Origin of the sequence: Variovorax brevis (assembly GCF_030317105.1) — a bacterium.
GTDB lineage: Bacteria > Pseudomonadota > Gammaproteobacteria > Burkholderiales > Burkholderiaceae_C > Variovorax > Variovorax brevis.
Genome location: NZ_JASZYG010000012.1, coordinates 42,854 through 65,752, shown reverse-complemented (window position 1 = coordinate 65,752; position 22,899 = coordinate 42,854). Strand labels below are relative to the sequence as shown.

The 22,899-nt window shown below is 64.6% G+C and carries 25 protein-coding genes and 1 tRNA gene; 18 read left to right on the top strand and 8 right to left on the bottom strand.

The features are described 5' to 3' along the window. Positions 1-128 precede the first annotated feature (128 nt). On the top strand, positions 129-1,076 hold the full coding sequence (locus QTI66_RS29015) for a ParB/RepB/Spo0J family partition protein (protein WP_286563719.1): 948 nt from the start codon (positions 129-131) through the stop codon (positions 1,074-1,076). A gap of 174 nt (positions 1,077-1,250) precedes the next feature. On the opposite strand, the gene QTI66_RS29010 is transcribed toward QTI66_RS29015, so the two are convergent. Then, positions 1,251-2,378: a hypothetical protein gene (locus QTI66_RS29010; RefSeq protein ID WP_286563717.1), complete on the bottom strand. Its 1,128-nt coding sequence runs from the start codon at positions 2,376-2,378 to the stop codon at positions 1,251-1,253. A gap of 297 nt (positions 2,379-2,675) precedes the next feature. On the opposite strand from QTI66_RS29010, the gene QTI66_RS29005 reads away from it, so the two are divergent. Further along, on the top strand, positions 2,676-2,888 hold the full coding sequence (locus tag QTI66_RS29005) for a hypothetical protein (protein ID WP_286563716.1): 213 nt from the start codon (positions 2,676-2,678) through the stop codon (positions 2,886-2,888). Between the two features lie 124 nt (positions 2,889-3,012). Here QTI66_RS29005 and QTI66_RS29000 read toward each other — a convergent pair. Beyond that, positions 3,013-3,088, bottom strand: a tRNA-Asn gene (locus QTI66_RS29000). 44 nt (positions 3,089-3,132) lie between these two features. Continuing rightward, entirely contained in the window at positions 3,133-3,903 is a 771-nt protein-coding gene (locus QTI66_RS28995; RefSeq protein WP_286563714.1) for an IclR family transcriptional regulator domain-containing protein, read from the bottom strand. Between the two features lie 137 nt (positions 3,904-4,040). Here QTI66_RS28995 and pobA point away from each other — a divergent pair, with 137 nt between their 5' ends. Continuing rightward, positions 4,041-5,222: a 4-hydroxybenzoate 3-monooxygenase gene (gene pobA / locus QTI66_RS28990; RefSeq protein ID WP_286563711.1), complete on the top strand. Its 1,182-nt coding sequence runs from the start codon at positions 4,041-4,043 to the stop codon at positions 5,220-5,222. A gap of 9 nt (positions 5,223-5,231) precedes the next feature. Here pobA and QTI66_RS28985 read toward each other — a convergent pair whose 3' ends face one another. Further along, positions 5,232-5,873, bottom strand: a complete 642-nt coding sequence (locus QTI66_RS28985; protein WP_286563709.1) for a DUF1109 domain-containing protein — start codon at positions 5,871-5,873, stop codon at positions 5,232-5,234. 31 nt (positions 5,874-5,904) lie between these two features. After that, positions 5,905-6,483 (bottom strand): sigma-70 family RNA polymerase sigma factor, encoded by a 579-nt coding sequence (locus QTI66_RS28980; protein WP_286563707.1) that lies wholly within the window; start codon positions 6,481-6,483, stop codon positions 5,905-5,907. A 215-nt stretch (positions 6,484-6,698) separates the two neighbouring features. On the opposite strand from QTI66_RS28980, the gene QTI66_RS28975 reads away from it, so the two are divergent. The 15 genes from QTI66_RS28975 to QTI66_RS28905 all read left to right on the top strand — a co-directional run bounded on the left by QTI66_RS28975 (position 6,699) and on the right by QTI66_RS28905 (position 20,841). Next, positions 6,699-6,992 (top strand): BufA1 family periplasmic bufferin-type metallophore, encoded by a 294-nt coding sequence (locus QTI66_RS28975; protein ID WP_286563706.1) that lies wholly within the window; start codon positions 6,699-6,701, stop codon positions 6,990-6,992. A gap of 35 nt (positions 6,993-7,027) precedes the next feature. Then, on the top strand, positions 7,028-7,906 hold the full coding sequence (gene bufB, locus QTI66_RS28970) for an MNIO family bufferin maturase (protein ID WP_286563826.1): 879 nt from the start codon (positions 7,028-7,030) through the stop codon (positions 7,904-7,906). Continuing rightward, positions 7,903-8,709, top strand: a complete 807-nt coding sequence (locus tag QTI66_RS28965) for an HvfC/BufC N-terminal domain-containing protein (protein ID WP_286563705.1) — start codon at positions 7,903-7,905, stop codon at positions 8,707-8,709. The genes bufB and QTI66_RS28965 overlap by 4 nt, the downstream gene beginning before the upstream one ends. Next, the gene (locus QTI66_RS28960; protein WP_286563704.1) at positions 8,706-9,194 is read left to right on the top strand and encodes a DoxX family protein; all 489 of its coding nucleotides are present in this window, start codon (positions 8,706-8,708) and stop codon (positions 9,192-9,194) included. Before QTI66_RS28965 ends, QTI66_RS28960 begins: the two co-directional genes overlap by 4 nt. Before the next feature lie 95 nt (positions 9,195-9,289). Then, complete coding sequence (locus QTI66_RS28955) at positions 9,290-10,612, top strand: GTP cyclohydrolase II (RefSeq protein WP_286563703.1); 1,323 nt, start codon at positions 9,290-9,292, stop codon at positions 10,610-10,612. Further along, the gene (locus tag QTI66_RS28950; protein ID WP_286563702.1) at positions 10,609-12,021 is read left to right on the top strand and encodes a URC4/urg3 family protein; all 1,413 of its coding nucleotides are present in this window, start codon (positions 10,609-10,611) and stop codon (positions 12,019-12,021) included. The genes QTI66_RS28955 and QTI66_RS28950 overlap by 4 nt, the downstream gene beginning before the upstream one ends. A gap of 47 nt (positions 12,022-12,068) precedes the next feature. After that, positions 12,069-12,698, top strand: coding sequence for a uracil phosphoribosyltransferase (gene upp, locus QTI66_RS28945; protein ID WP_286563701.1), 630 nt, complete (start codon positions 12,069-12,071; stop codon positions 12,696-12,698). An 84-nt stretch (positions 12,699-12,782) separates the two neighbouring features. Next, positions 12,783-13,790: a BMP family protein gene (locus QTI66_RS28940; RefSeq protein WP_286563699.1), complete on the top strand. Its 1,008-nt coding sequence runs from the start codon at positions 12,783-12,785 to the stop codon at positions 13,788-13,790. Between the two features lie 49 nt (positions 13,791-13,839). Then, positions 13,840-14,787 carry a 5'-methylthioadenosine/S-adenosylhomocysteine nucleosidase gene (locus tag QTI66_RS28935; protein WP_286563698.1) on the top strand — a complete coding sequence of 316 codons (948 nt, stop codon included), beginning with the start codon at positions 13,840-13,842 and terminating at the stop codon, positions 14,785-14,787. Between the two features lie 7 nt (positions 14,788-14,794). Next, a complete protein-coding gene (locus tag QTI66_RS28930; protein ID WP_286563696.1) occupies positions 14,795-16,387 on the top strand; it encodes an ABC transporter ATP-binding protein in 1,593 nt (530 codons plus the stop codon). Continuing rightward, on the top strand, positions 16,384-17,445 hold the full coding sequence (locus QTI66_RS28925; RefSeq protein ID WP_286563694.1) for an ABC transporter permease: 1,062 nt from the start codon (positions 16,384-16,386) through the stop codon (positions 17,443-17,445). The genes QTI66_RS28930 and QTI66_RS28925 overlap by 4 nt, the downstream gene beginning before the upstream one ends. Further along, a complete protein-coding gene (locus tag QTI66_RS28920; protein WP_286563693.1) occupies positions 17,442-18,365 on the top strand; it encodes an ABC transporter permease in 924 nt (307 codons plus the stop codon). The genes QTI66_RS28925 and QTI66_RS28920 overlap by 4 nt, the downstream gene beginning before the upstream one ends. Continuing rightward, a complete protein-coding gene (locus tag QTI66_RS28915) occupies positions 18,365-19,645 on the top strand; it encodes an amidohydrolase family protein (RefSeq protein WP_286563691.1) in 1,281 nt (426 codons plus the stop codon). Before QTI66_RS28920 ends, QTI66_RS28915 begins: the two co-directional genes overlap by 1 nt. Before the next feature lie 113 nt (positions 19,646-19,758). Then, positions 19,759-20,433: a protein-L-isoaspartate(D-aspartate) O-methyltransferase gene (locus QTI66_RS28910; protein ID WP_286563690.1), complete on the top strand. Its 675-nt coding sequence runs from the start codon at positions 19,759-19,761 to the stop codon at positions 20,431-20,433. Between the two features lie 3 nt (positions 20,434-20,436). Beyond that, the gene (locus QTI66_RS28905) at positions 20,437-20,841 is read left to right on the top strand and encodes a GFA family protein (RefSeq protein WP_286563689.1); all 405 of its coding nucleotides are present in this window, start codon (positions 20,437-20,439) and stop codon (positions 20,839-20,841) included. 37 nt (positions 20,842-20,878) lie between these two features. Here the strand turns inward: QTI66_RS28905 and QTI66_RS28900 are convergent, their stop codons facing one another. The 3 genes from QTI66_RS28900 to QTI66_RS28890 all read right to left on the bottom strand — a co-directional run bounded on the left by QTI66_RS28900 (position 20,879) and on the right by QTI66_RS28890 (position 22,893). Further along, complete coding sequence (locus QTI66_RS28900; RefSeq protein WP_286563688.1) at positions 20,879-21,349, bottom strand: hypothetical protein; 471 nt, start codon at positions 21,347-21,349, stop codon at positions 20,879-20,881. 173 nt (positions 21,350-21,522) lie between these two features. Continuing rightward, on the bottom strand, positions 21,523-22,230 hold the full coding sequence (locus tag QTI66_RS28895) for a Crp/Fnr family transcriptional regulator (protein WP_286563687.1): 708 nt from the start codon (positions 22,228-22,230) through the stop codon (positions 21,523-21,525). 150 nt (positions 22,231-22,380) lie between these two features. After that, positions 22,381-22,893, bottom strand: a complete 513-nt coding sequence (locus QTI66_RS28890; protein WP_286563686.1) for a GNAT family N-acetyltransferase — start codon at positions 22,891-22,893, stop codon at positions 22,381-22,383. Positions 22,894-22,899 lie beyond the last annotated feature (6 nt).

The following is a 22,899-nucleotide window of genomic DNA, read 5'->3' as shown; positions in this document are numbered from 1 at the left end:
TATTCATTGTGCAAGTTCCTCAATTGCACCAAGGCGTCCGCGCCAACCCGTTCACAAGCAAGGCATGACATCGCATGACAGATCCAAACCTGGCGAGCCCCCGAAGAAGCGCAGCAAAAGGATGGGACATGAAAGCCGGGAAATCCGGCGAGTTGCAGGGCAACGTTGAGCAAGCGCCGAGCGCGTCAAGCCGCGGAGACTCAGCGCTTGAGATGGAGACCTCACGCTTCGGGAGTTCCTCACCACCGACAGAAGGTGGCGTCGTTCACCACATTGATCCGCGCGCCATACGCCCATCGCAATGGGCAAACCGCCATCCGCGTTCCTTCACGACCAATGACTATGAGCTCCTCAAGTCCAGCATCGAGCAAGCTGGCATCAATGTTCAAGCCATCAAGATACGGCCGATCCCAGGAAGGGATCAACACTCCAACTCATCGAGGCAAGAGCAAGTCGCCGAATTCGAGATTGTCTTTGGGCATCGACGCCACAGGGCTTGCTTGGAGCTTGGACTGCCCGTTGCCGCAGTGGTCGTTCGCATTTCCGACAAGGATCTGTTCACAGAAATGGACCGCGAAAATCGAGCGCACAAACTGCTTTCGCCCTATGAACAAGGCGCGATGTACAGACAGGCGTTGGACAGTGGGCTTTATCCGTCTGCAAACGCACTGGCACAAGAACTTGGCGTGGATCCAAGTCTCGTCAGCAAATCGCTTTCGATCGTCCAACTACCAAAGGAAGTCATCGAGGCGTTCCCTTCGCCGCTCGACATTCAGTATCGCTGGGCGGCCCCCTTGAATTACGCATATCGACATGATGCCAAAGCCCTCGTGACGCGGGCCGACTCTCTCCGTCGGCAAGCAGCCAGCCTGAACGCCCACAAAGTCTTCCAACTACTGATCAACCCCGGACCCTCGCCTCAGGAGCATTCAGTTCATATCTCAGGCCGGCTGGACCACGCCATTATGGAAGTCAACCGAAAAGGGCTCCTCACGGTTCGCTTCGTGCGACCTATGGCACCCGAGCAACAAGCCCAAATCGAGGCCAGCCTGAGGCAGATTCTGAATCGGCAGTAACTTGGCGCAGGTCTGCAGACTCCGCTTCACGCGCCAACGACTAGCAATCGACATGGCACGGCGTAAAGCCCGGCTGCGACCTTGAACCGTTCAAGGCATGCATTTTGGGCGTTTCTTTCGGCGCCTCAAGCCTGAGTTCCCAATAGAGCGTCCTCACGCCCGCGCTGGGAAACCCTAATCCAGCGGTTCTGACCCACGCGATCTTATTATTTTGCGAACCGGCTTCGCGAGGGCTTCAATCTCTTTGCGCAACGCCGTATCCCCGTTAAGCGCTCTGGCAATATCACCGGGCGCGACGTCATGATCGCATGCGATGTAGATGAGATCCTCGATTTTTGCGAGATCAGCCCTGTCACGGGCATCCCCGCGAAATGGTCTGGGCGGCGTCATCGCGCTGAAAGATTCCTTGATGGTTTGCATAAGTTTTCGCTCATCGTCCTCAAGGATCTCGGGGAGTCGCATGCCAACATTTAACAAGCATTGAACAGCATCGCGATGCCATAACTCTGTTTCGCCCCCGTTTGCTTCTGCAAACGTGATCGTCCGACCGTCCTGGGTGGTCATCGCAGTTTCTGGGCTGGCAAGAGCGGATTCAATCGCCCATTCGATGTAGCTGGAAATCGAGATGCGCCGCATCCTTGAAACAATCTCCAGACGAAATTTAGCGCGCGGAGGGATGCGCACCGCGATGTAGTGGGAACGCGCGTCACCCTTGCTGCCCTTCTTTCGTTCACTTTGGTGTTGCGCGGCTTCGCCGCTTTTGAATGGACCGTCGCTCACCTTGGCGAACTTTAAGATCGCTGCTCGTAGCCGCTTGTTCCCGCAGAGCGCCTGCGCCATTTCAAGCGCCGAAAACCCCTGCTCGATGCCGGCGTAGATCAGGGTTCGGTTCGCGCGCACGAGTTGGCGGTCCCAGATGTCGTCTACAAACCCCCTGGACGGGTTCGAGAGAGCAAGCACCTCCTTGATCTTCTGGAAAAGGACTTTCTCACCAGATGTCAAGACTTCCGGAAGCCTTGATGCAACATTCAAAAACCGATCCGTCTCGCAGTGGTGCCACAACTCCGAGGGTCCCGAATCGGCCTCGGCAAACGTGACCGCTCGCCCATTGGCAGTGAACACAGCGTTCAAAATGCTGCCAAAACTGCGGTCGACCGCCCATTTCATGAAGCTCGCATCCGACCTGCCCTGAAGCTTCGCAGCAATATTCATCTGAAACTTCGTACGCGGGTCAAAGCGCACCGATAGGAAGAAATCGGTTTGGGATGCGCCGCGTTGCCCCACTGCGCGTCTGGTTTCCATAGAGGCTCCTATTGCCCTTTTACATCCACATCGAGCATGGTTTTGCCTGCTTTCTTGCAAGACCCCGTTCGATGAGAGTAAAAACGCATCGCGATATTTTTCGATCGATCCTTTAACTGTCGGATTCGGTTCTCGAAACCCACAGAAACCAGATGATGTCGCGGTCAGCGTGCTTTCGGTCGGATGCGGCCGATCAATAGGTTTATGACCTTTATGGCAGTGAGCGCCCCCCATTAATCGCAAGGCGTGCGCCGCAAGGGCGTCCTAGGAACTTGAACCTGCTCGGAGGAAACCGTGATGACCCCAGAGCTCAGTGAGTACATGACGACCGAGGAGTTGGCGACAACGTTTCGGGTCAAGAAATGCACGATCGAAAAACGTCGATACCGAGGATTGGCGCTTCCGCCGGAACACCACTTCCCCGGGATGCGGCGCACACTCTACAAGCGGTCGGAGGCGGACAACAAGGAAACCTGGGTGCCTGCTGGGCGCCGACCGCAAAAATCGTAAGGAACGCCGAGGAAGACGAGTCGCAACCCTCTAAGAGGCGCCGGGATGGTGCTGGGACAAAGGAACAAAAAAAAGCCCGCTACATATTCTGTAGCGGGCTTTCCAGGAACCACCTTGTATTCAGTGGCTCCCCGACCTGGGCTCGAACCAGGGACCTACGGATTAACAGTCCGGCGCTCTACCAACTGAGCTATCGGGGAACAAGCCTCAGATTATAGCGCGGTTTTTTGGCTCTTTTCAAGTTTCACAACAAAGATCGAACTTCACGCACTGCATCGAGCAAGACAGGCAGCAATTCTCGCTCAAGTGCGAGGTCGGTTCGCAGTCCGCCGGAAAGAACCACGTTCAGCGCAGCAACGGTTCTGCCCTGCATGTTGCGCAAAGGCACCGCCAGCGCCTGCACGCCAATCTCGTGTTCTTCCGTTGCGATGCAGAAGTCCTGCGTGCGCACCTGGGTGATCTGCTGGCGCAAAACCTTGGCCTGGGTGATGGTGTGCTGCGTCAGGCGCGGCAGCGTGCGGCCCTTCAGCCAGCGTGCGAGTTCTGCGCTGCTCATGGCGGCGAGCAGCACGCGCCCCGTCGACGTGGCGTGCGCAGGCAGGCGCGCGCCCAGATGCAGCCCGTAGGCGAGCACCCGCGTGGGCGCGCCGTAGGCACCGCTGCGCGCGACGATGACCACCTCTTCGCCATCGAGCACCACCACCGAAAAGGATTCCTGCGTTTGCGCGGCCAGCCTGTTGAGCGTGGGTTGCAGCGTGCGCGGCAGGCGGGACGAAGAGAGATAGCTCCCCGAAAAGCGCAACACCTTCGGCGCCATCCAGAAATAGCTGCCGTCCGTCTCCAGATAGCCAAGGTGCGCCAGCGTGAGCAAATGGCGCCGCGCCGCTGCGCGCGTGAGGCCGGCGCGTTCGGCGGCCAGCGTGGCGTTGAGCCGCTGGCGCTCGGTGTCGAAACTTTCCAGAACGGACATGCCTTTGGCAATGCCCTCGATGAAATCAGCCTTGGCGATGGTCATGCGGGAATGCAGAAGTATTCATGGTGACTGCTGCGCGATCATCGCGCAGGCCATCCCATCATCGCACAGTGCGCGCTTGCGCCCTGTATCGCTGTCAGCCGCTGACGCCTACGCTTGGCGAACATGTGGAGACAAGTATGAAGACGCAAGTTGCAATCGTGGGTGCGGGTCCGGCCGGCCTGTTGCTCGGCCAGTTGCTGTTCAAGGCCGGCATCGACAACATCATCGTGGAGCGCCAGAGCGGCGACTATGTTCTCGGCCGCATCCGCGCCGGCGTGCTCGAGCAGGTGACGATGGATCTCTTGCAGCGTGCCGGCGTGGACGCCCGAGCGCATGCCGAGGGTCTGCCGCACGAAGGCATTGAACTGCTCTTCAAGGGCGCGCGGCATCGCATCGACATGCATGGGCTCACGGGCGGCAAGCAGGTCATGGTCTACGGCCAGACGGAAGTGACACGCGACCTGATGCATGCGCGCGAGGCCGAGGGTCTGGTCACCGTGTATGAAGCCGGCAACGTCAGCCTGCACGACTTCGACGGCACCCGCCCGCGCGTGCGCTATGAAAAGGACGGCGCCACGCACGAGATCGAATGCGACTTCATCGCCGGCTGCGACGGCTACCACGGCGTGAGCCGCAAGAGCGTGCCCGACGGCGCGCTGCACACCTACGAAAAGGTCTACCCCTTCGGATGGCTTGGCGTGCTGGCGGACGTACCGCCGGTGTCGCACGAACTCATCTATGCCAACACCTCGCGCGGATTTGCCCTGTGCAGCATGCGCAGTGCGACGCGAAGCCGCTTCTATGTGCAGGTGCCGACCGACGAGCGCGTGGAAAACTGGAGCGATGAAGCGTTCTGGAATGAACTGCGCAGCCGCCTCGACCCCGAGGCGAGCGAACACCTGGTCACGGGCCCGTCGCTTGAAAAGAGCATCGCCCCGCTGCGCAGCTTCGTGGCCGAGCCGATGCGATTCGGCCGCCTGCTGCTGGCCGGCGATGCGGCGCACATCGTGCCGCCCACGGGCGCCAAGGGCTTGAACCTGGCAACAGCGGATGTGGGCTACCTCTCGCGGGCGCTGGAGATCTTCTACTCGGAGAAAAGCGCCTCGGCACTGGACCGCTATTCGGACTTGTGCCTGCGCCGCGTGTGGAAGGCCGAGCGCTTTTCGTGGTGGTTCACCTCGCTCATGCACCGCTTTCCGGACACGGGCGAATTCGGCCAGAAGATCCAGGAGGCCGAACTCGACTACCTCGTGCATTCGCGCGCGGCATCGACCTCACTGGCGGAGAACTACGTCGGCTTGCCGCTGGAAGACTTTTAACCTGCCGGGTTACCAGCGCAGGAGGCGCGGTCCGATGAGCGCCCCCACCGCCACAGGGATCAGCATCCCCAGCACGTACCAGATCGCAAGGAACGGCGTCGCCAGTTCCTGACAGTGCAAGGCATACACCGTTGCCCCCGCACCGCCCGCCATGGCCCCCGCAGCGGCGCCCGCCAAGGCCGGCCGCGTGGGCGCCAGCCCCCTGAGCGCCGCAAAGGCAGCAATGAAAACTGGCAGCGAGATGTACGCAATGCTGAAGGGGCAGGAGCGCCAGGTCTCGCCCCACAGCAGCGCCGGGCGATTTTCCGGCGGGGCCGCCAGCCAGACGACCGCCCCCATGATCCAGACCATGAGGATGGGCGCCGCCGAGGTGTACCAGGCATGACCGACGCGCACGCCCGGCCGCGACAGGCGCTGCACCATGACAAATCCACCCCACGCGACGAAGAAGGGAAACAGGATCTTCATCCACAGCATGGGCCAGAACATCGCCTGGACCAGATCGCGCCGCACGCCGTATTCGATCATCATGATGGCCACAGCCAGCGGCACGCCAATCAGGAGCGCCATGACCAACCGGCGCGTCGCGGCGCGTCGCGGCACGGGTTCCACGTGGGCCGCGAGCATGGCGACAAGGTCATCGGTTCTCATGGGGATACCTTTCGCTTTCGCATTGCGGCGCTCATCCCCGCTCCTTGAATTTCAGGGCCAATGCCTTCAGGCCCCGGTGCACGTTCACCTTCACCAGGGATTCGGACATGCCCGTGCGCTGGGCCGTTTCCGTGACCGACAGTCCCTCCAGCTTCATGTGGACGATGGCTTCGCGCTGGCGCTCGGGCAGGGTCGCCAGCATGCCTTGCACGTCCCGGTGCGCGTCGCTGGCCTCGGTGGCCGAGTCGGCAAAAACCTCGAGGTCATCTTCCAGCGGCTCGTGCAGCGCTTCGCGGCTTGATTTGCTGCGCAACAGGTCGATCATCTTGTAGCGCGCAATCGCATGGACCCACGCCGTCAGGGGCTGGTCGCTGTGATAGGTGTGGCGCTGGTTGTGCATGGCAAGCAAACATTCCTGAACAAGATCCTCGACGTCGTCGGGCCAGCCATACAGGCGCTTGCCCAGAAAGGAACGCAGGTGCGCGCTGAGTTGCTGCAGGAAGGTGCGGTATGCCACGGCGTCGCCAGCGAGCCCTCTCAGGAAAAGAGCTCGCAGCGCCGTCTCGGTTTCACTCAACTGTGTCTGGTTCCCTGTTGTTATTCGCGACATGGGGTTGAATGGTTACAGCAACCGCAGGAATTTTAGGGAGACGGTGAACAAGTCTGGCGAAGGCTTTTGCCTGGCTCGCCGGGAACTTGTCCGGAGTCTCCTCGTTTCGGCGAATTGTGCCGTGTGCTGTAACCAACCGCGCGTTCCCGAAGAACTAGAGTTGACCGCGCAATACGGCCCGGTTTTTCAAACGTCTTACCCAAGGAGCCCACATCATGAATACACGTCCCTTCGCAATCACCGCCCTCGCCCTCAGCGCTCTCGCCGCCGGCGCCGCCATGGCGCAGGACACCAAGCCCATGGCCGACAAGGCGGCTCCCGCGATGGAAAAGTGCTACGGCGTTGCCCTGGCCGGCAAGAATGACTGCGCAGCAGGCCCTGGCACCACCTGTGCCGGCACGTCCAAGGTGGACTACCAACCCAATTCATGGAAGAACGTGCCCGCCGGCACCTGCACGACCATGAAGACGCCCAAGGGCATGGGCTCGCTGACGCCAATGAAGTCCTGAACCGGCAACAAGACGGCAAGCGCGGCAGCCCGACCATGACGACGAACGCTCTTCTCGGCGGCCTTGGCCTCAAGCCCCAGCACTACGACGACGCCTTGCGCTGCGCGCGTGCAGGCATGTGGTTCGAGGTGCATCCCGAGAACTATTTCGTCGATGGCGGCCCGCGCCTGCGCTGGCTGGAAGCCGTGCGTTCGAATCACCCGGTGTCGCTGCACGGCGTCTCGCTGTCACTGGCCGGCGACAAGGCGCCCGATGCGGCGCATCTCGCCCGGCTGGCCGGACTGGTGCGCCGCATCGAGCCGGCGCTGGTGTCGGAGCACCTGGCATGGTCGGCGTGGAACGGAAGCCACTTTCCCGACCTGCTGCCCATTCCCCGCACGACCGAGGCGCTGCATCGCGTCGCCGGCAACATCGAGCGCGCGCAGGCGGCACTGGGGCGCCCGATGGCCATCGAGAACCCGTCGCACTACCTGCGCATTGAAGGCCATGAGTGGGACGAGATCGACTTTCTCGCCGAACTCGTGCGCCGCACGGGCTGCGGCCTGCTGCTGGACGTGAACAACGTGCACGTCTCGGCCAACAACCTGGGCTTCGACGCCCGGCACTACATCGACCGCTTTCCCGGGGACGCGGTCATGGAAATCCATCTGGCGGGCCACACGCAAGACCCCAGGCTCGGCGATGCGCTGTTGATCGACTCGCATGACGCGGCCATTTCGCCCCAGGTGTGGTCGCTGTATCGGCGCCTTGTCGCGCGCATCGGTGGGCGCCCCACGCTGGTTGAGCGCGATGGCAACGTGCCCGCGTTCGACGAACTGCTGGTGGAACGCGACATGGCCACGGCGGCGCTCCAATCGCAACTGGCACAGCCCGACGAAGCCGCCGAAATCCAGCACGCGGAGCTTGCGCGATGACGGCCGCCAGCGCATCAGCGCTCTCCCAATTCCAGGGCTCGTTTGCCAGCGCCTTGTTCGCCGATCCATCCGAAGCGGATGCGCAGATGGCCAACCTGATCGTGCAACCCGCCTTTGCGGTCTATCGCAACACGGTGATGAAAGCCTGCATCGACGCGCTGGAGGCCAATTACCCAAGCGTGGCGCGACTGGTGGGCACCGAGTGGTTCCGTTCCGCCGCGGCCTTGCATGTGGCCGCGAGCCCGCCAACCGATGGCCGGCTGGTGCAATATGGCGCTGGCTTTCCGCAGTTCCTGCGCGACTTCGCGCCCGCGTCGCAGTTGCCCTACCTGCCCGGCGTGGCGCAACTGGATCGCTTCTGGACCGAATCGCACATTGCCGCCGATGCGCCCGTGCTGGAGCCGGCGATCCTCACGCGCCTTGCGCCCGAAGCGCTCGGCGCCGCCGCCCTCGCGCCGCATCCCGCCACGCGCTGGGCCTTCTTTGCCGACTTGCCCATCTTCACCATCTGGCAGCGCAACCGCACGTCCGGTGACGACGTCGCTACGCAAGATGACATTACATGGCACGGCGAAGGCGCCCTGCTCACGCGCACGCAGGACGTCGTGCAATGGCACATCGCCAGCGCAGCCGACTGCGCCTTTCTCGACGCGTGCGCGCAAGGCGCCTGTCTTGCCGACGCCGCGGAAGCGGCCGTCGCCGCCGACCAGCTCGTCGATCTGGCCGCCCTTCTCTCCCGCCTGCTGCAGGCAGGTGCCTTCCAAGCCCCATCCGATGCCACAGACACAGGAGCCTCGTCATGACGAACCCTTCCTCACAGGCCGCGCCGGCAACTCTCCAACCCCATCGCAGCAGCCTTGTCGATCGCTGGAACGGCTTCGCTGATCTTCTGGGCCGGCTCATCACGCACGACGTGCTGGCGCTGGCGAGCCGGCTGTCAATCGCGGCCATCTTCTTTTTATCCGGCCGCACCAAGGTGACGGGCTTTCTCACCCTGACCGACAGCGCCTACGAGCTCTTTCGCACCGAGTACAAGCTGCCGCTCATTCCGCCAGAGATCGCTGCGCACCTTGCAGCCTACGCCGAGCACCTCTTTCCCGTGCTGCTGGTGCTGGGCCTGTTCTCGCGGCTGTCGGCGCTTGCCCTGCTGGGCATGACATTGACCATCCAGATCTTTGTCTACCCGGACGCCTGGCCCACGCACCTCTCCTGGGCGGCGCTGCTGCTGTATGTGGCGGGCCGCGGCGCAGGCCGGGTCTCGCTGGACCGAAAGCTCGGCCTGGACTGAATTGGACTGAAGACAACACTTGCTCCCGCCTTGCCGGGCGGGCGGCTTGCCAGTTGAGGGGGTGCTCGGTACATTGCGTTTTTTGAGGGCCTGCAATGTCCGTTGACACCGCTACGAGTTCTTCCACCCCCATCGTCCCGCCGGACGCCACCGGCACCACTCCCCCTTCTTCCACGGCGGCGCCCGCGCGACGCCACATCCGGCTGACCTCTCACGCAGGTGGATTCGGCGCGCTGCCCATCGTGTGGGGCGCGCCCTCGGCGACGGAACGCGGCCCCATCGTCGGCACCACGACGACGCGCTCGCACCGCAACGTGATCGGCACGCACAGCGGCTCGTACAGCGTTTACCGCGCGCTGGCCGTGGCGGCGGGTGCGCTCAATCCGCAGCACAAGGCGGACCTGACCAACACCTCGCCCACCGACATCATCGGCCCCTACCCGCAGTGGCTGGAGCCGGGCAAGATCGTCTCGCTCGACCCGTGGGGCGCAACGGTGGCGTCGGTGTTCGCCACCGAACTGGCGGCCGGCTACGACATCCGCCCCACCATCGCGGTGACGCAGGCGCATGTGATCCTGCCGGAAGTCATCGAAGCGCTGCAGAGCGGACGCCTGAAGGCCGACGGCAAGTTCCTCACCGCCAATGGCGCGGCGATGGTGACCAAGGCAGCGCTGGAGCCCGTGTGGTACCTGCCCGCCGTGGCCAAGCGCTTCGGCTGCTCCGAAACCGACCTGCGCCGCGTGCTGTTCGAGGAAACGGGCGGCATGTATCCCGAGTTGGTGACCCGGCCCGACCTGGAAGTGTTCCTGCCGCCCATCGGCGGACAGACCGTCTACATCTTCGGCAACCCGCGCGACCTGGCCAATCCCGAAGTCGAACTCACGGCCCGCGTGCACGACGAATGCAATGGCTCGGACGTGTTCGGCTCCGACATCTGCACCTGCCGCCCCTACCTCACGCACGCCATCGAGGAATGCATCATGGGCGCCCAACGCGGCGGCGTGGGGCTGGTGGCCTACTCGCGCAAGGAAGGCCGTGCGCTGGGCGAAGTCACCAAGTTCCTCGTCTACAACGCGCGCAAGCGGCAAGTGGGCGGCGACACGGCCGACCAGTACTTCGCCCGCACCGAATGCGTGGCCGGCGTGCAGGACATGCGCTTCCAGGAACTCATGCCCGACGTGCTGCACTGGCTGGGCGTCAAGAAAATCCACCGCCTCGTGTCGATGAGCAACATGAAGTACGACGCCATCACCGGCTCGGGCATCGAGATTGGCGTGCGCGTGAACATCCCCGACGAACTCATCCCCGCCGACGCACGTGTCGAGATGGACGCCAAGATGGCCGCCGGCTACTTCACGCCGGGCGTCGTGCCCGATGCCGAGGAACTCAAGAAAGCCAAGGGCCGGGGGCTGTCATGACGAAGGACAACTACGGACTCGATCCCGACCGCCCGACACACAACCCCGCCGTCCAGTTCGCCGACGCGGACGGGCATGTGGACCCGGGGCTCGAGTTCGTGCCGGATGCCGAACACGCAGTCGGCGCCGCTGCGCTCTTGCGCACCACGCACTGCGTGCGCGAGCGCGCTCATGCGCTGCTGGCACGGGCGCGCCGCGGCGAATCGGCGTGGTTTTCCATCGGCGCTGACACCACGCTGGAAGAAGCCGCACGCGCCGTGGCCGCCACCACGCGCGAAAACTATCCGCACGACAACATCCCGTACCACAGCCGCTGGCGCCATTTCGAAGTGGGCGGCGTCAACCGATTGAAGCAACTCGACCAGTTGCTCGGCCCGAAAATCACGCCGACCGAGCGGGCGCGCGCGCTGATCGATCTGGCGGTGGTGAGTGTTCTGCTCGATGCGGGTGCCGGCACCACATGGCACTACGTCGAGGCGTCGACGGGCCAGCGTTTCACGCGCTCCGAAGGCCTGGCCGTGGCGAGCTTTCACGCCTTCACGAGCGGGCGCTTTTCTTCCAATCCTGACAAGCCGCTGCAGGCCGACTCTGCGGGCCTGCGCGCCTTGGTGACGGACCGGCTGGCTTCCGCCTTCCAGGTGAGCGAATCGAATCCGCTGGTCGGACTCGCCGGGCGTGCCACGCTGCTGCGCCGACTCGGCGAGGCGATGCACGAGCAGCCGGAGACCTTTGGCGATGACGGACGCCCCGGCGGAATGCTGGATGCGCTGGTGAGCCCCTATGGCCCTTCTGCCCCGCCCACAGCGGAAATCGCGGCGCATGAAATCCTCTCGCTCCTGCTGGGCTCGCTCTCGGGCATCTGGCCTGCTGCCAACACCATCGACAGCATTGCCGCCGATGGCAGCGACGTGGCGGGCGCACTCCCCTCGGGCGACCCTGCCCACGCGCTGGGCGACTGCTGGCGCCACAGCGCCGTCCAGGGTCCGGGCCTGACCAACGGCTGGATGCCTTTTCACAAGCTCTCGCAATGGCTGACCTACTCGTTGCTCGAGCCCTTCGAATGGGCGGGCGTGAAGGTGCGAGGTCTCGATGCGCTCACCGGCCTGCCTGAATACCGCAACGGCGGCCTGTTCCTGGACACCGGCGTCATCGTCCCCAAGGACCCGGCGCTGCTGGAGCGCACCTGGAAGGTCAGCGACGAATTCATCGTGGAGTGGCGCGCCTTGACCGTTGCGCTGCTCGACGAACTGGCCCCGCGCGTGCGCAAGACGCTCAACCGCACGGAAGCGCAGTTGCCGCTGGCCTGCGTGCTCGAAGGCGGCACCTGGGCGACCGGCCGCGCGCTGGCACAACGCTTGCGTGACGGTGCGCCACCGCTGCGCATCGAAAGCGATGGCACAGTCTTTTAGACTGCGCGTATACAAACCCACACAGTGACGCTGATCGCTTTCCCATCATGAGCAATGTTCACCTGATCGATCACCCCCTCGTCCAGCACAAGCTGACCCTGATGCGCCGAAAGGATGCATCGACCAACAGCTTCCGGCGCCTCCTCAACGAGATCAGCACGCTCATGGCCTACGAGGTCACGCGCGACATGCCGATGCAGGAAATCGAAATCGAGACGCCGCTGGAAGTCTCGACGGGCAAGGTCATCGACGGCAAGAAGCTGGTGTTCGTCTCCATCCTGCGCGCGGGCACCGGCATCCTGGATGGCATGTTGAGCGTGGTGCCGGGCGCGCGCGTTGGCCACATCGGCCTGTACCGCGACCCCAAGACGCTGACGGCGGTGGAGTACTACTTCAAGATGCCCAGCGAGATGGCCGAACGCGACGTCGTCGTGGTCGATCCGATGCTGGCAACGGGCAACTCGGCCGCCGCGGCGGTGGACCGGCTCAAGGAACTGCACCCCAAGTCCATCAAGTTCGTCTGCCTGCTGACCTGCCCCGAGGGCATCAAGACCATGCAGGACGCGCACCCGGACGTGCCGATCTACACCGCCGCCATCGACCGCCAGCTGAACGACCACGGGTACATCCTGCCTGGCCTGGGCGACGCCGGCGACCGCATCTTTGGAACCAAGTGATCGCGCCGCAGGCGCCAGGACGCGGCTGAAGGCGGCCGCGGCGAGGCGGCGAGCCAGAACGATTCATCAACGAGGAGAAGCAACTTGTCCCATCGACGTCAATTGATCATTCGCTCTGCCGCCGTCGCGGCCTCCATCATCGCCGCGGGCCTGCCCGGTATGGCGATGGCGCAAGGCGCCAAGCTCAAGGTCGCGGCGGTGTACACCGTGCCCTTCGAGCAGCAATGGGTGGGCCGCATCCACAAGGCGCTCAAGGCGGCCGAGGCGCGCGGCGAGATCGAATACAAGGCGACGGAGAACGTGGCCAACGCCGACTACGAACGCGTGATGCGCGAATACGCCACGGCCGGCAACCAGCTGATCCTGGGCGAGGTGTTCGGCGTCGAGAAGGCGGCACGCCAGGTCGCCAAGGACTTTCCGAAGACAGCCTTCGTGATGGGCTCGTCGCTCAAGCCGCAGGCGCCGAACTTCTCGGTGTTCGACAACTACATCCAGGAACCTGCCTACCTCACCGGCATGATCGCCGGCGGCATGACCAAGACCAACAAGATCGGCATGGTCGGCGGCTTTCCGATTCCCGAGGTCAACCGCCTGATGAACGCCTTCATGGCCGGCGCAAAGGAAACGAACCCGAAGGTGGAGTTCAGCGTGAGCTTCATCAACAGCTGGTTCGACCCGCCCAAGGCCAAGGAAGCCGCATTCGCCATGATCGACAAGGGCGCAGACGTGATGTACGCCGAGCGCTTTGGCGTTTCGGACGCGGCCAAGGAGCGCGGCAAGCTGGCGATCGGCAACGTGATCGACACGCAGGCGCAATACCCCGACACGGTGGTGGCCTCGGCCCTGTGGAGCATGGAACCCTCGGTCGACCGCGCGATCAAGCTGGTGAAGGAAGGCAAGTTCACCGCCGAGGACTATGGCCCCTATTCGATGATGAAGCACAAGGGCTCCGAACTGGCGCCGCTGGGCACTTTCGAGAAGAAGGTGCCGGCTGACATCGTCGCCAAGGTCAAGGCCAAAGAGGCCGAGATCCGCGCAGGCAAGTTCACGGTGAAGGTGGACGACAGCCAGCCCAAGTCGAACGCCAAGTGAATCGGGGCCGCGCATGTCGCGGCCTTTTTTTTGCACACGGACACCTGACATGACCGCCTTTGCAGCACTTGACCGGCTCGGTCGCCGCGCGCTTGTCTTCCTGGCACTGGCTTGGCTCGCAGGCTGCGCGGGCATGCCTGGGGCCACGCCGACGCGCCTGGACGACACGCCGCGAATGGCCGTCATCTCGGCCTTCGAACCCGAGTTGACGCTGCTGCTGTCGCGAATGCAGGGTGCGCGCCGTCAAAGCGTCAACGGCGTCGAATTCACCACCGGCACGCTCGAAGGCAAGCCGGTGGTCGTGTTCCTGTCGGGCATCAGCATGGTCAACGCGGCGATGAACACGCAACTGGTGCTCGACCGCTTCAACGTCAGCCACATCGTGTTCAGCGGCATCGCGGGCGGCGTCAATCCGGCTTTGCACATCGGCGACGTGACGGTCGCGGCGCAGTGGGGGCAGTACCTCGAAGTGCTCATGGCGCGCGAAACCGCGCCGGGGCAATTCACGCCGCCGTCGTGGATGCCCAACGCCAGGGCGTTGCCGAACTACGGCATGCTGCACACGCAGCAGGTGCAGGTGCGCAGCACGGCGGTGCCCAAGCTCACGCACAAATTCTGGTTTCCCGTCGATGCAAAGATGCTCGACGTGGCGCGCGGGCTGGGGCCGATCGAACTGTCGGCCTGCGCCGCCGGCAAGTGCATGTCGCACACGCCGAAGGTCGTGGTCGGCGGCAATGGCGTCTCGGGGCAGGCTTTTGTCGACAACAAGGCATACCGCGAATACGCGTTCAAGACCTTCCAGGCCAATGTGCTGGACATGGAAACCGCGGCGACCGCCATGGTCGCCTACAGCAATGGCGTGCCCTACATCGCCTTTCGCTCGCTGAGCGACCTGGCTGGCGGCGGCGAAGGCGAGAACGAAGAAGAAACCTTCATGGGCGTCGCCGCGGACAACTCGGCCAAGATCGTGCTGGCCTTCCTTGCGGCGTGGAAGTGAAGCGCACGTGACCGTTCTCGCGCTCCGCGGCATCACCAAGCGATTCGGCTCGCTGGTCGCCAATGACAACGTCTCGCTGGACCTTGAAGCCGGCGAAGTGCTGGCGCTGCTGGGTGAAAACGGCGCGGGCAAGTCGACGCTGATGTCCATTCTCTTTGGCCACTATGTGGCCGACGAAGGCAGCATCGAGGTCTTCGGCCAACCCCTGGCGCCGGGCAACCCGAAGGAGGCTCTGGCGGCCGGCGTCGGCATGGTGCACCAGCACTTCACGCTGGCCGACAACCTGAGCGTGCTCGACAACGTGCTCATGGGCACGGAGCCGCTCTGGCAACCGTGGTCGCAGCGCGGCGCGGCGCGCGCCCGGCTGCTGGACGTGGCGCAGCGCTTCGGCCTGCCGGTGACGCCCGATGCGCAGATCGGCAGCCTGTCGGTCGGGGAACGCCAGCGGGTGGAGATTCTCAAGGCGCTCTATCGGGGCGCCCGCATCCTCATCCTCGACGAGCCCACGGCCGTGCTCACGCCGCAGGAAAGCGAAGCGCTTTTTGCGACGCTCTCGCAGATGGTTGCGCAGGGGCTGTCGATCATCTTCATCAGTCACAAGCTGCCGGAAGTGCTGCGCGTGTCGCATCGCGTGGCGGTGCTGCGCAACGGCAAGCTGGTGGCGCAGGCGCGCACCGCCGATTGCACGCAGGAGCAGTTGGCACTCTGGATGGTAGGCCATGCGGTCGATCCTCCCTTGCGCCGGCCGGCCAAGCGTGCGGGCGATGCGGTGTGCGTGCTGGAGCATGTGAACACGCAGGCCGGATCCGGGTCGGACAACCGCGACGCCTTGCGCGATGCTTCCCTCACGCTGCGTGCGGGGGAGATCGTCGCCATCGCCGGCGTCTCGGGCAACGGACAGGTCGCGCTGGCGGAACTGCTCAGCGGCACGCGGCGCGCGGCCTCGGGTTCCGTCCAGTTCATGGGCCGCGCCTTGCCGCCCTCGCCCGCGCGATTGGTCGCACGGGGCGTCGCGCGCATTCCGGAAGACCGGCATGCCGTCGGCGTCGTGGGGGATTTGCCGGTGTGGGAGAACGTGGTTTCAGAACGGCTGCGCTCCGATGCGTTCTCGCGATGGTTCTTCCCTGGCCTTCGCTGGGTGCGCCGCGCGGCCGCCCGGGCGCACGCGCGCAAGGTGGAACAGGCCTTCGACGTGCGCGGCGCGGGTCTCGATTCGCCGGCGCGCTCGCTCTCCGGCGGAAACATGCAGAAGCTGATCCTGGGGCGCTCCTTGCTCGCGCCTGACAGCGCCCGGTCGTCCAGCCAGACGCCTCGACTCATCGTCGCGCATCAACCGACGTGGGGGCTGGACATCGGCGCCGTGGCCTATGTGCAGCAGCAACTCATCGAGGCGCGAGACGCCGGCGCCGCAGTGCTGGTGATTTCCGACGACCTCGATGAAGTGCTGGCGCTGGGCGATCGGGTGGCCGTGATGCACGGCGGACACATCGGCGAGCCTCGCCCGGCCTCGGCCTGGACGCGCGAAGCGATCGGACTGGCGATGGCGGGCACGGTGGGGCACGGCCATCGCAAGGCGGCTGCCACGGAAGGCAGCGCATGAGGCTGGAGCGCCGCCACGGCAGTTCGCGCCTGGCGCTGGTGCTGGCGCCCATCGGCGCGGTGGCGTTCACCATGCTTGTCAGCGCTCTGCTCGTGCTGTGGGCCGGGGCACCGGTGGGCAAGACCTATGCATTGCTGCTGCAGGGCGGGTTCGGCTCGGTGTTCGGCTGGAGCGAGACGCTCACGCGTGCTATTCCGCTCATCCTGACGGGCCTGTCGGCGACGGTGGCGTTCAAGGCGCGCCTGTTCAATATCGGGGCCGAAGGGCAGCTCTATGCCGGCGCGCTGGCGGCCGTGGCCGTCGGCGGCCTGCACGGCGGCACGGGCTTCGAATGGCCGCTGTGGGTGCTCTTTCCGCTGATGATGCTGGCGGCAGCCGCTGCCGGAGCCCTGCTCCTGCTCGGCCCGGCGCTGATGAAGACGCGCCTTGGCGTGGATGAGGTGGTGACCACGCTGCTGATCAACTTCATCGTGCTGCTGGGTGTTTCGGCAATGCTCGACGGCCCCATGAAGGACCCGACCGCGATGGGCTGGCCGCAGAGCGTGTCGCTGCAGGACGGGCTGGAGATGAGCAAGCTGATCGCCCAGACGCGCGTGCACACCGGACTGATCTGGGCGGGCACGCTCGCAGTGCTGGTGTGGCTGCTGTTCAAGCACACGGTGCTGGGCTTCGACATCCGTGCGGTCGGCGCCAATGCGCGGGCGGCCGCCTTTGCGGGCGTGCCGGTCACGGGCACCGTCGTGGCGGTCGCGCTGCTGTCGGGCGCCCTGGCGGGGCTGGCCGGTGCCATCGAAGTGGCGGGGCGCACCAGCTACGTCACGCTCGACATGTCGCCGGGCTATGGCTACAGCGGCATCGTCATCGCGATGCTGGCGGGGCTGCATCCGCTGGGCGTGCTGGCGGCCAGCGTGTTCGTGGCGGGCGTGCTGGTCGGCGCTGACACCATGAGCCGCGCCGTGGGGGTGCCGACCTACATCGCGGACGTGATCGTCGCGGCATCGCTGATCGCGGTGCTGGTGGCCACGCTGCTCACGCAATACCGGGTGCGGTGGAAATGAGCGACCTGCTCGACATCCTTTCCAACGCGGCCTTCTGGGTGGCCGTGCTGCGCATTGCCACGCCACTGATCTTCGGCACGCTGGGCGTCTTGCTGTGCGAACGCGCAGGCGTGCTCAACCTGGGCATCGAGGGGATCATGGTGGCGGGCGCCTTCGCCGGATGGCTTGCCGTGTATGCGGGCGCGTCGCTGTGGGTTGGCGTGGCGGTGGCGGCGCTGACGGGCGCGGTGTTCGGGTTGCTGCACGCCTTTCTCACCGTGGGGCTGGCGCTGTCGCAGCACGTGTCGGGGCTGGGCATCACGCTGTTGGCGACGGCCCTGAGTTACTACGGTTACCGCGTGAATTTTCCCAAGGTGAACACGCCGCCGACCATCGCGCCCTTTGCGCCGATGGAGTGGCTGCACATTCCGGTGTTGTCGTCGCAGACGGCGCTGACGGCCTTTGCGCTGGTGCTGGTTCCAATCGTCGGCTACATCCTTTATCGGACGCCGGTCGGGCTGGCGGTGCGCATGGTCGGCGAGAACCCGCAGGCGGCCGAGGGTCAGGGTGTGTCGGTGGCGGCCACGCGAACGGGCGCCATCGTGGCGGGGTCGGCGTTGATGGGGGTGGCGGGCTCCTTCCTCACCTTGTCCGCATTCAACGCCTTCTTCTTCAACATGATCAACGGGCGCGGATGGATCTGCGTAGCGCTGGTGGTGTTCGCCTCGTGGCGGCCCGGAAAGGCCCTGCTGGGCGCCCTGCTCTTTGCCTTTTTCGACGCGCTGCAACTGCGGCTGCAACAATCGGGCGACGCGGTGCTGCCCTATCAGCTTTACCTGATGCTGCCCTATCTTTTGTCGATCCTCGCGCTGGTGCTGGTGGCCCGCAAGGCCGCCTATCCGCAGGCGCTGATGAAGCCCTACAGAAAGGGTGAACGCTGATGCTCGATCTTCTAGTCCACAACGCCACGCTGCCGGACGGCCGCACCGGCATGTCCATTGCCGTGCAGGACGGCCGCATTGCCGAAGTCACGGCGGGTCTGGATGCGCCTGCGCAGGAAAAGATCGATGCCGGTGGCTTGCTGGTCTCGCCGCACTTCATCGATGCGCATTTCCACATGGACGCGACGCTCAGCTACGGCCTGCCGCGCGTCAACCAGAGCGGCACGCTGCTGGAAGGCATCGCACTGTGGGGCGAACTGAAGCCGCTGCTGACGGCCGATGCGCTCATCGATCGCGCCCTGGCCTACTGCGACTGGGCAGTGGCCAAGGGGCTGCTTGCGATCCGCACGCATGTGGACACCAGCGATCCGAGCTTGCTGGCTGTCGATGCCTTGCTCGACGTCAAGCGCCGCGTCGCGCCCTATATCGACCTGCAACTGGTCGCCTTTCCACAGGACGGCGTGCTGCGTTCGCCCGGCGGCGTGGAAAACCTCAAGCGCGCTCTGGACAAGGGTGTGGACGTCGTCGGCGGCATTCCGCATTTCGAGCGCACCATGGCCGATGGCGCGGCCAGCGTGAAGCTGCTGTGCGAGATCGCAGCAGAGCGCGGTCTGGCGGTCGACATGCATTGCGACGAATCGGACGACCCGCTGTCGCGCCACATCGAGACGCTTGCGTTCGAAACGCAACGCCTTGGCTTGCAGGGCCGCGTCACCGGATCGCACTGCACGTCAATGCATTCGATGGACAACTACTACGTCAGCAAGCTGCTGCCGCTCATTGCCGAATCGCGGGTGAGCGTGATCGCCAATCCGCTCATCAACATCACGCTGCAGGGCCGCCACGACACCTACCCCAAGCGCCGCGGCATGACGCGCGTGCCCGAACTCATGGCGGCGGGCGTGAACGTCGCCTTCGGCCACGACTGCGTGATGGACCCGTGGTACGGCATGGGCTCGGGCGACATGCTCGAAGTGGCCCACATGGGCCTGCACGTGGCACAGATGACCAGCCAGGCCGGCATCCGCCAATGCTTCGACGCGGTCACGCGCAATGCGGCGCAGGTTTTCGGCTTGGCGGACTACGGGATCGAAGCGGGTTGCGACGCAAGCTTCGTGTTGCTGCAGGCGCGCGACCCGGTGGAAGCGATTCGCCTGCGCGCGACGCGGCTGAAGGTGTTTCGCAAGGGCAAGCTGTTGGCGCAGGCGCCGGCAGCAACGAGTGCGCTGCATCTGGCAGGCAGGCCGGACGCCACGTCCTTCATGCCGCCGCGCACCTGACGCCGGTTCGCGCACCGCGCCAGCACTGGGGACGCCGGCCGGGTTTTCGGCCTGTGCGAAGCGCCCTCATCGGCGTACGATGACGGAGTCAGCCCCGCGCCTTCGGAGTGCCCATGACGGAATCCGACTTCACGACCCTGCGTCAGCGCATGCTCGCGGAAATTGCCGCGAAGACGATCTTTTCCACCACCCACCTCGGCAAGGCCGCGCTGCACCGCCGTGTGATGGACGCGCTCGGCGAGGTGCCGCGCCACGAGTTCGTGCCGCTGGAACTGCGCCCCTACGCCTACGTGGACACGCCCTTGCCCATCGGCTACGGCAAGACCATCTCGCAGCCCTTCATCGTCGCGGTGATGACGGATTTGCTGGACGTGCAGCCCACCGACACCGTGCTGGAAATCGGCACCGGGCTGGGCTACCAAACCGCCATCCTTGCCGGGCTCGCCGAACGGGTGCTGAGCATCGAAATCATCGAGGAACTGGCCGTGCAGGCCCGGCACCGGCTGAACCGGCAAGGTCACTTCAACGTCCAGATCAAGGTCGGCAACGGTTGCCGCGGCTGGCCGGAGCACGCGCCTTTCGACAAGATCATCGTCACGGCGGCGCCCGAGTTGATTCCGCCCGCCCTCACCTACCAGCTCAAGCCCGGCGGCAAGATGGTCATTCCGGCGGGCCTGCGAGATGTCCAGCAGCTCATGCTGGTGGAAAAAGACGAACACGGCGTGCTGTCGACCAGCGAGATTTTCCAGGTGCTGTTCTCGCAGCTGGAGGACACCGAGTCCATCTGAACCATGGGAACGACGCTCAAGGGCCATTGCTTTTGCGGTGCCGTGCGCTATGAGGCCGGCGGCGTCCCCTCCAACGAAACGAACTGCCATTGCTCCATATGCCGCCGAACGAGCGGCGCGCCATTCGTGGCGTGGTTCACCGTGCCATCGTCCGGCTTCCGGTTGACTGCCGGCCGCCCGGCCACTTTCAAGTCGTCGGAGCACGGCACACGAAGCTTTTGCGCTGCTTGCGGCACCCCGCTGACCTTCCACTCCACGAAGTACCCCGACGAAATGGACGTCACCACGTGCTCGCTGGAAGACCCTGCCATGCTGCCACCCAGGGACCACACACGCACCAGTTCCAGGCTGCCCTGGGTGCACCTGGACGACGGGCTTCCGGCCTACCCTGAAGCGCGCCCGGCCTGAGACACGCCGACGACGGTTCTCGCCACCATGCCGGGCGTCACGACGCCTGCGCGAGGTGTTCCAGGAACAAGGGCGCGGCTTCCCGCAGGAACGAGGCCTCCCCCGGTTCGATTTCCCGCTGTTCAACGTCGAAGTGGATCAGGATGCCCACCGGCAGGCGGCCCGCCTCGGCTTGCAACAAGCTGCCGTAGCACGATCGAAGAAAGCTGGCCGGGTCGTCGCGGCTCAGACGGGTGTCCTGCATGGCATCGTTCGTCATGAATTCGCCCTGGTGCAGCACGTGGCGCCAGATGCTCGTGCGAAGCGGAAACACGCGCAGCCACGCGCGATGCTCCGCGCACCGGTCGAACATGAAGGCCGCGTACATTCCCGCGCCCCGCAGCTTGTAGATGCCGGTGTAGCGGTAGTCGGTTCCGTCGTTGAGCAACGCCAGCGCCTGCGCTACGCCGTGTGTCGCGAGAACACCCTTGATGGCCGCCATGCGCAGGGCCAGGTTCAGTTCGAACATCGCATGCCTCCCAGCATTTGCGCCGTACATCAGGTGCGTGTGCCCGCGTACCGATGCGCTGGATGCGAACTTAGCGCGCCAAACGATGCCAGTCTGTTCGCTTCCGCACCCAGACATCCTGTGAAGGTGAGAGCGCCAGTGCTTCGCCTCGGGAGACTTTCGCCTGCAGCCCCTCAGGCTGGCCCGAGCAGCCGGTCATATTCCTTCTTGACCACCGCGTAGCACTCGCAGGTCCGCTTTTCCAGGCCTGCGCGGTCCAGTACCGCGATGTTGCCCCTCGCGTAGCGGATGAGGTTGGCCTTCTGCAGCTTGAGGGCGACCTCTGTCACGCCCTCGCGGCGCACGCCGAGCATGTTGGAGATCAGTTCCTGCGTCATGGCCAGCTGGTTGTGGCTCAGCCTGTCGAGGCTCAGCAGCAACCACCTGCAGAGTTGCTGGTCGAGCGAGTGGTGGCGGTTGCACACGGCCGTTTGTGCCATCTGCGTGATCAACGCCTGCGTGTAGCGCAGCAGCAAGTGAAGAACGGGGCCGGCCCGGTCGAACTCCTTCTTCATGGCTTGGGCTTTCATCCTGAAGCTCATCCCGGAACTCTGGACGACCGCGCGGCTGGGTGTGGTGCCGCCACCCATCAGCAGCGTGACACCCACGATGCCTTCATTGCCGACCACCGCGATCTCGGCCGATGCGCCGTTCTCCAGCACGTAGAGCAGCGAGACGATGGCCGTAGCGGGGAAATAGACGTGGGTTTGCGTGCCGCCGGATTCGTACAGCACTTCGCCGAGCGTCAGCTGGACGGGCTCGAGGTGGGGACGCAAACGCTGGAAATCGGCGTCCGGCAACGAGCCAAGCAGGCCATTGTCTTTTGGATCGAACGTGGACATCAAAGCGAGAAGCTCCCTGGCGCAATCGGGCATGGACGCTGCCCCATGTGGCGCCCTCCCTCAGAGTGCCGGGCTCAGTATATGGAGTGCAAGGGGCTTCGTATGTTCGCTACCGCACATAAAACAACGGGCGAACGAAAGAGCATTCGATCAGGGAAGTTCACACCACATGTGAACCTTGGCATGAAAGCGATCAGCGACACGCACCGCCATCGGCTCGACGCCAAAGGTCTTGAAGCCGCAGCGCTCATACAGGGCCTGCGCGCCATCGTTTCCTTGCGTGACGGTGAGCTGGACGACGCGGATGTCGCCACGCATCCTGGCCGCTGCCAGGACGGCCTCGACCAGCTTGGCGCCCACGCCGTGCTGTCGGGCGGCCGGCACCACGTACATGCCGAACAGCAGGCCCTTGTGGCGCGACTTGATGCGTGACTCGACGCTCAGGCCGGCCGCGCCCACCAGCGTGTCGTGATCGTCGAACGCGCCCCACACCGCACTGGATTGCGCATCACCCGCCGGAAGCCGATCGGCCCACCACGACAAGGGCAGCGCGACACGTTCCGACGTACTGGACGTGAAGGCGTCAGGATGGTTTTCATAGGCTTCGAGCATCAGTTGGCGGTGCGCGAAAGCGTCGGCGGGAGTCAGGCGGCGAATGAGCATGGAGGG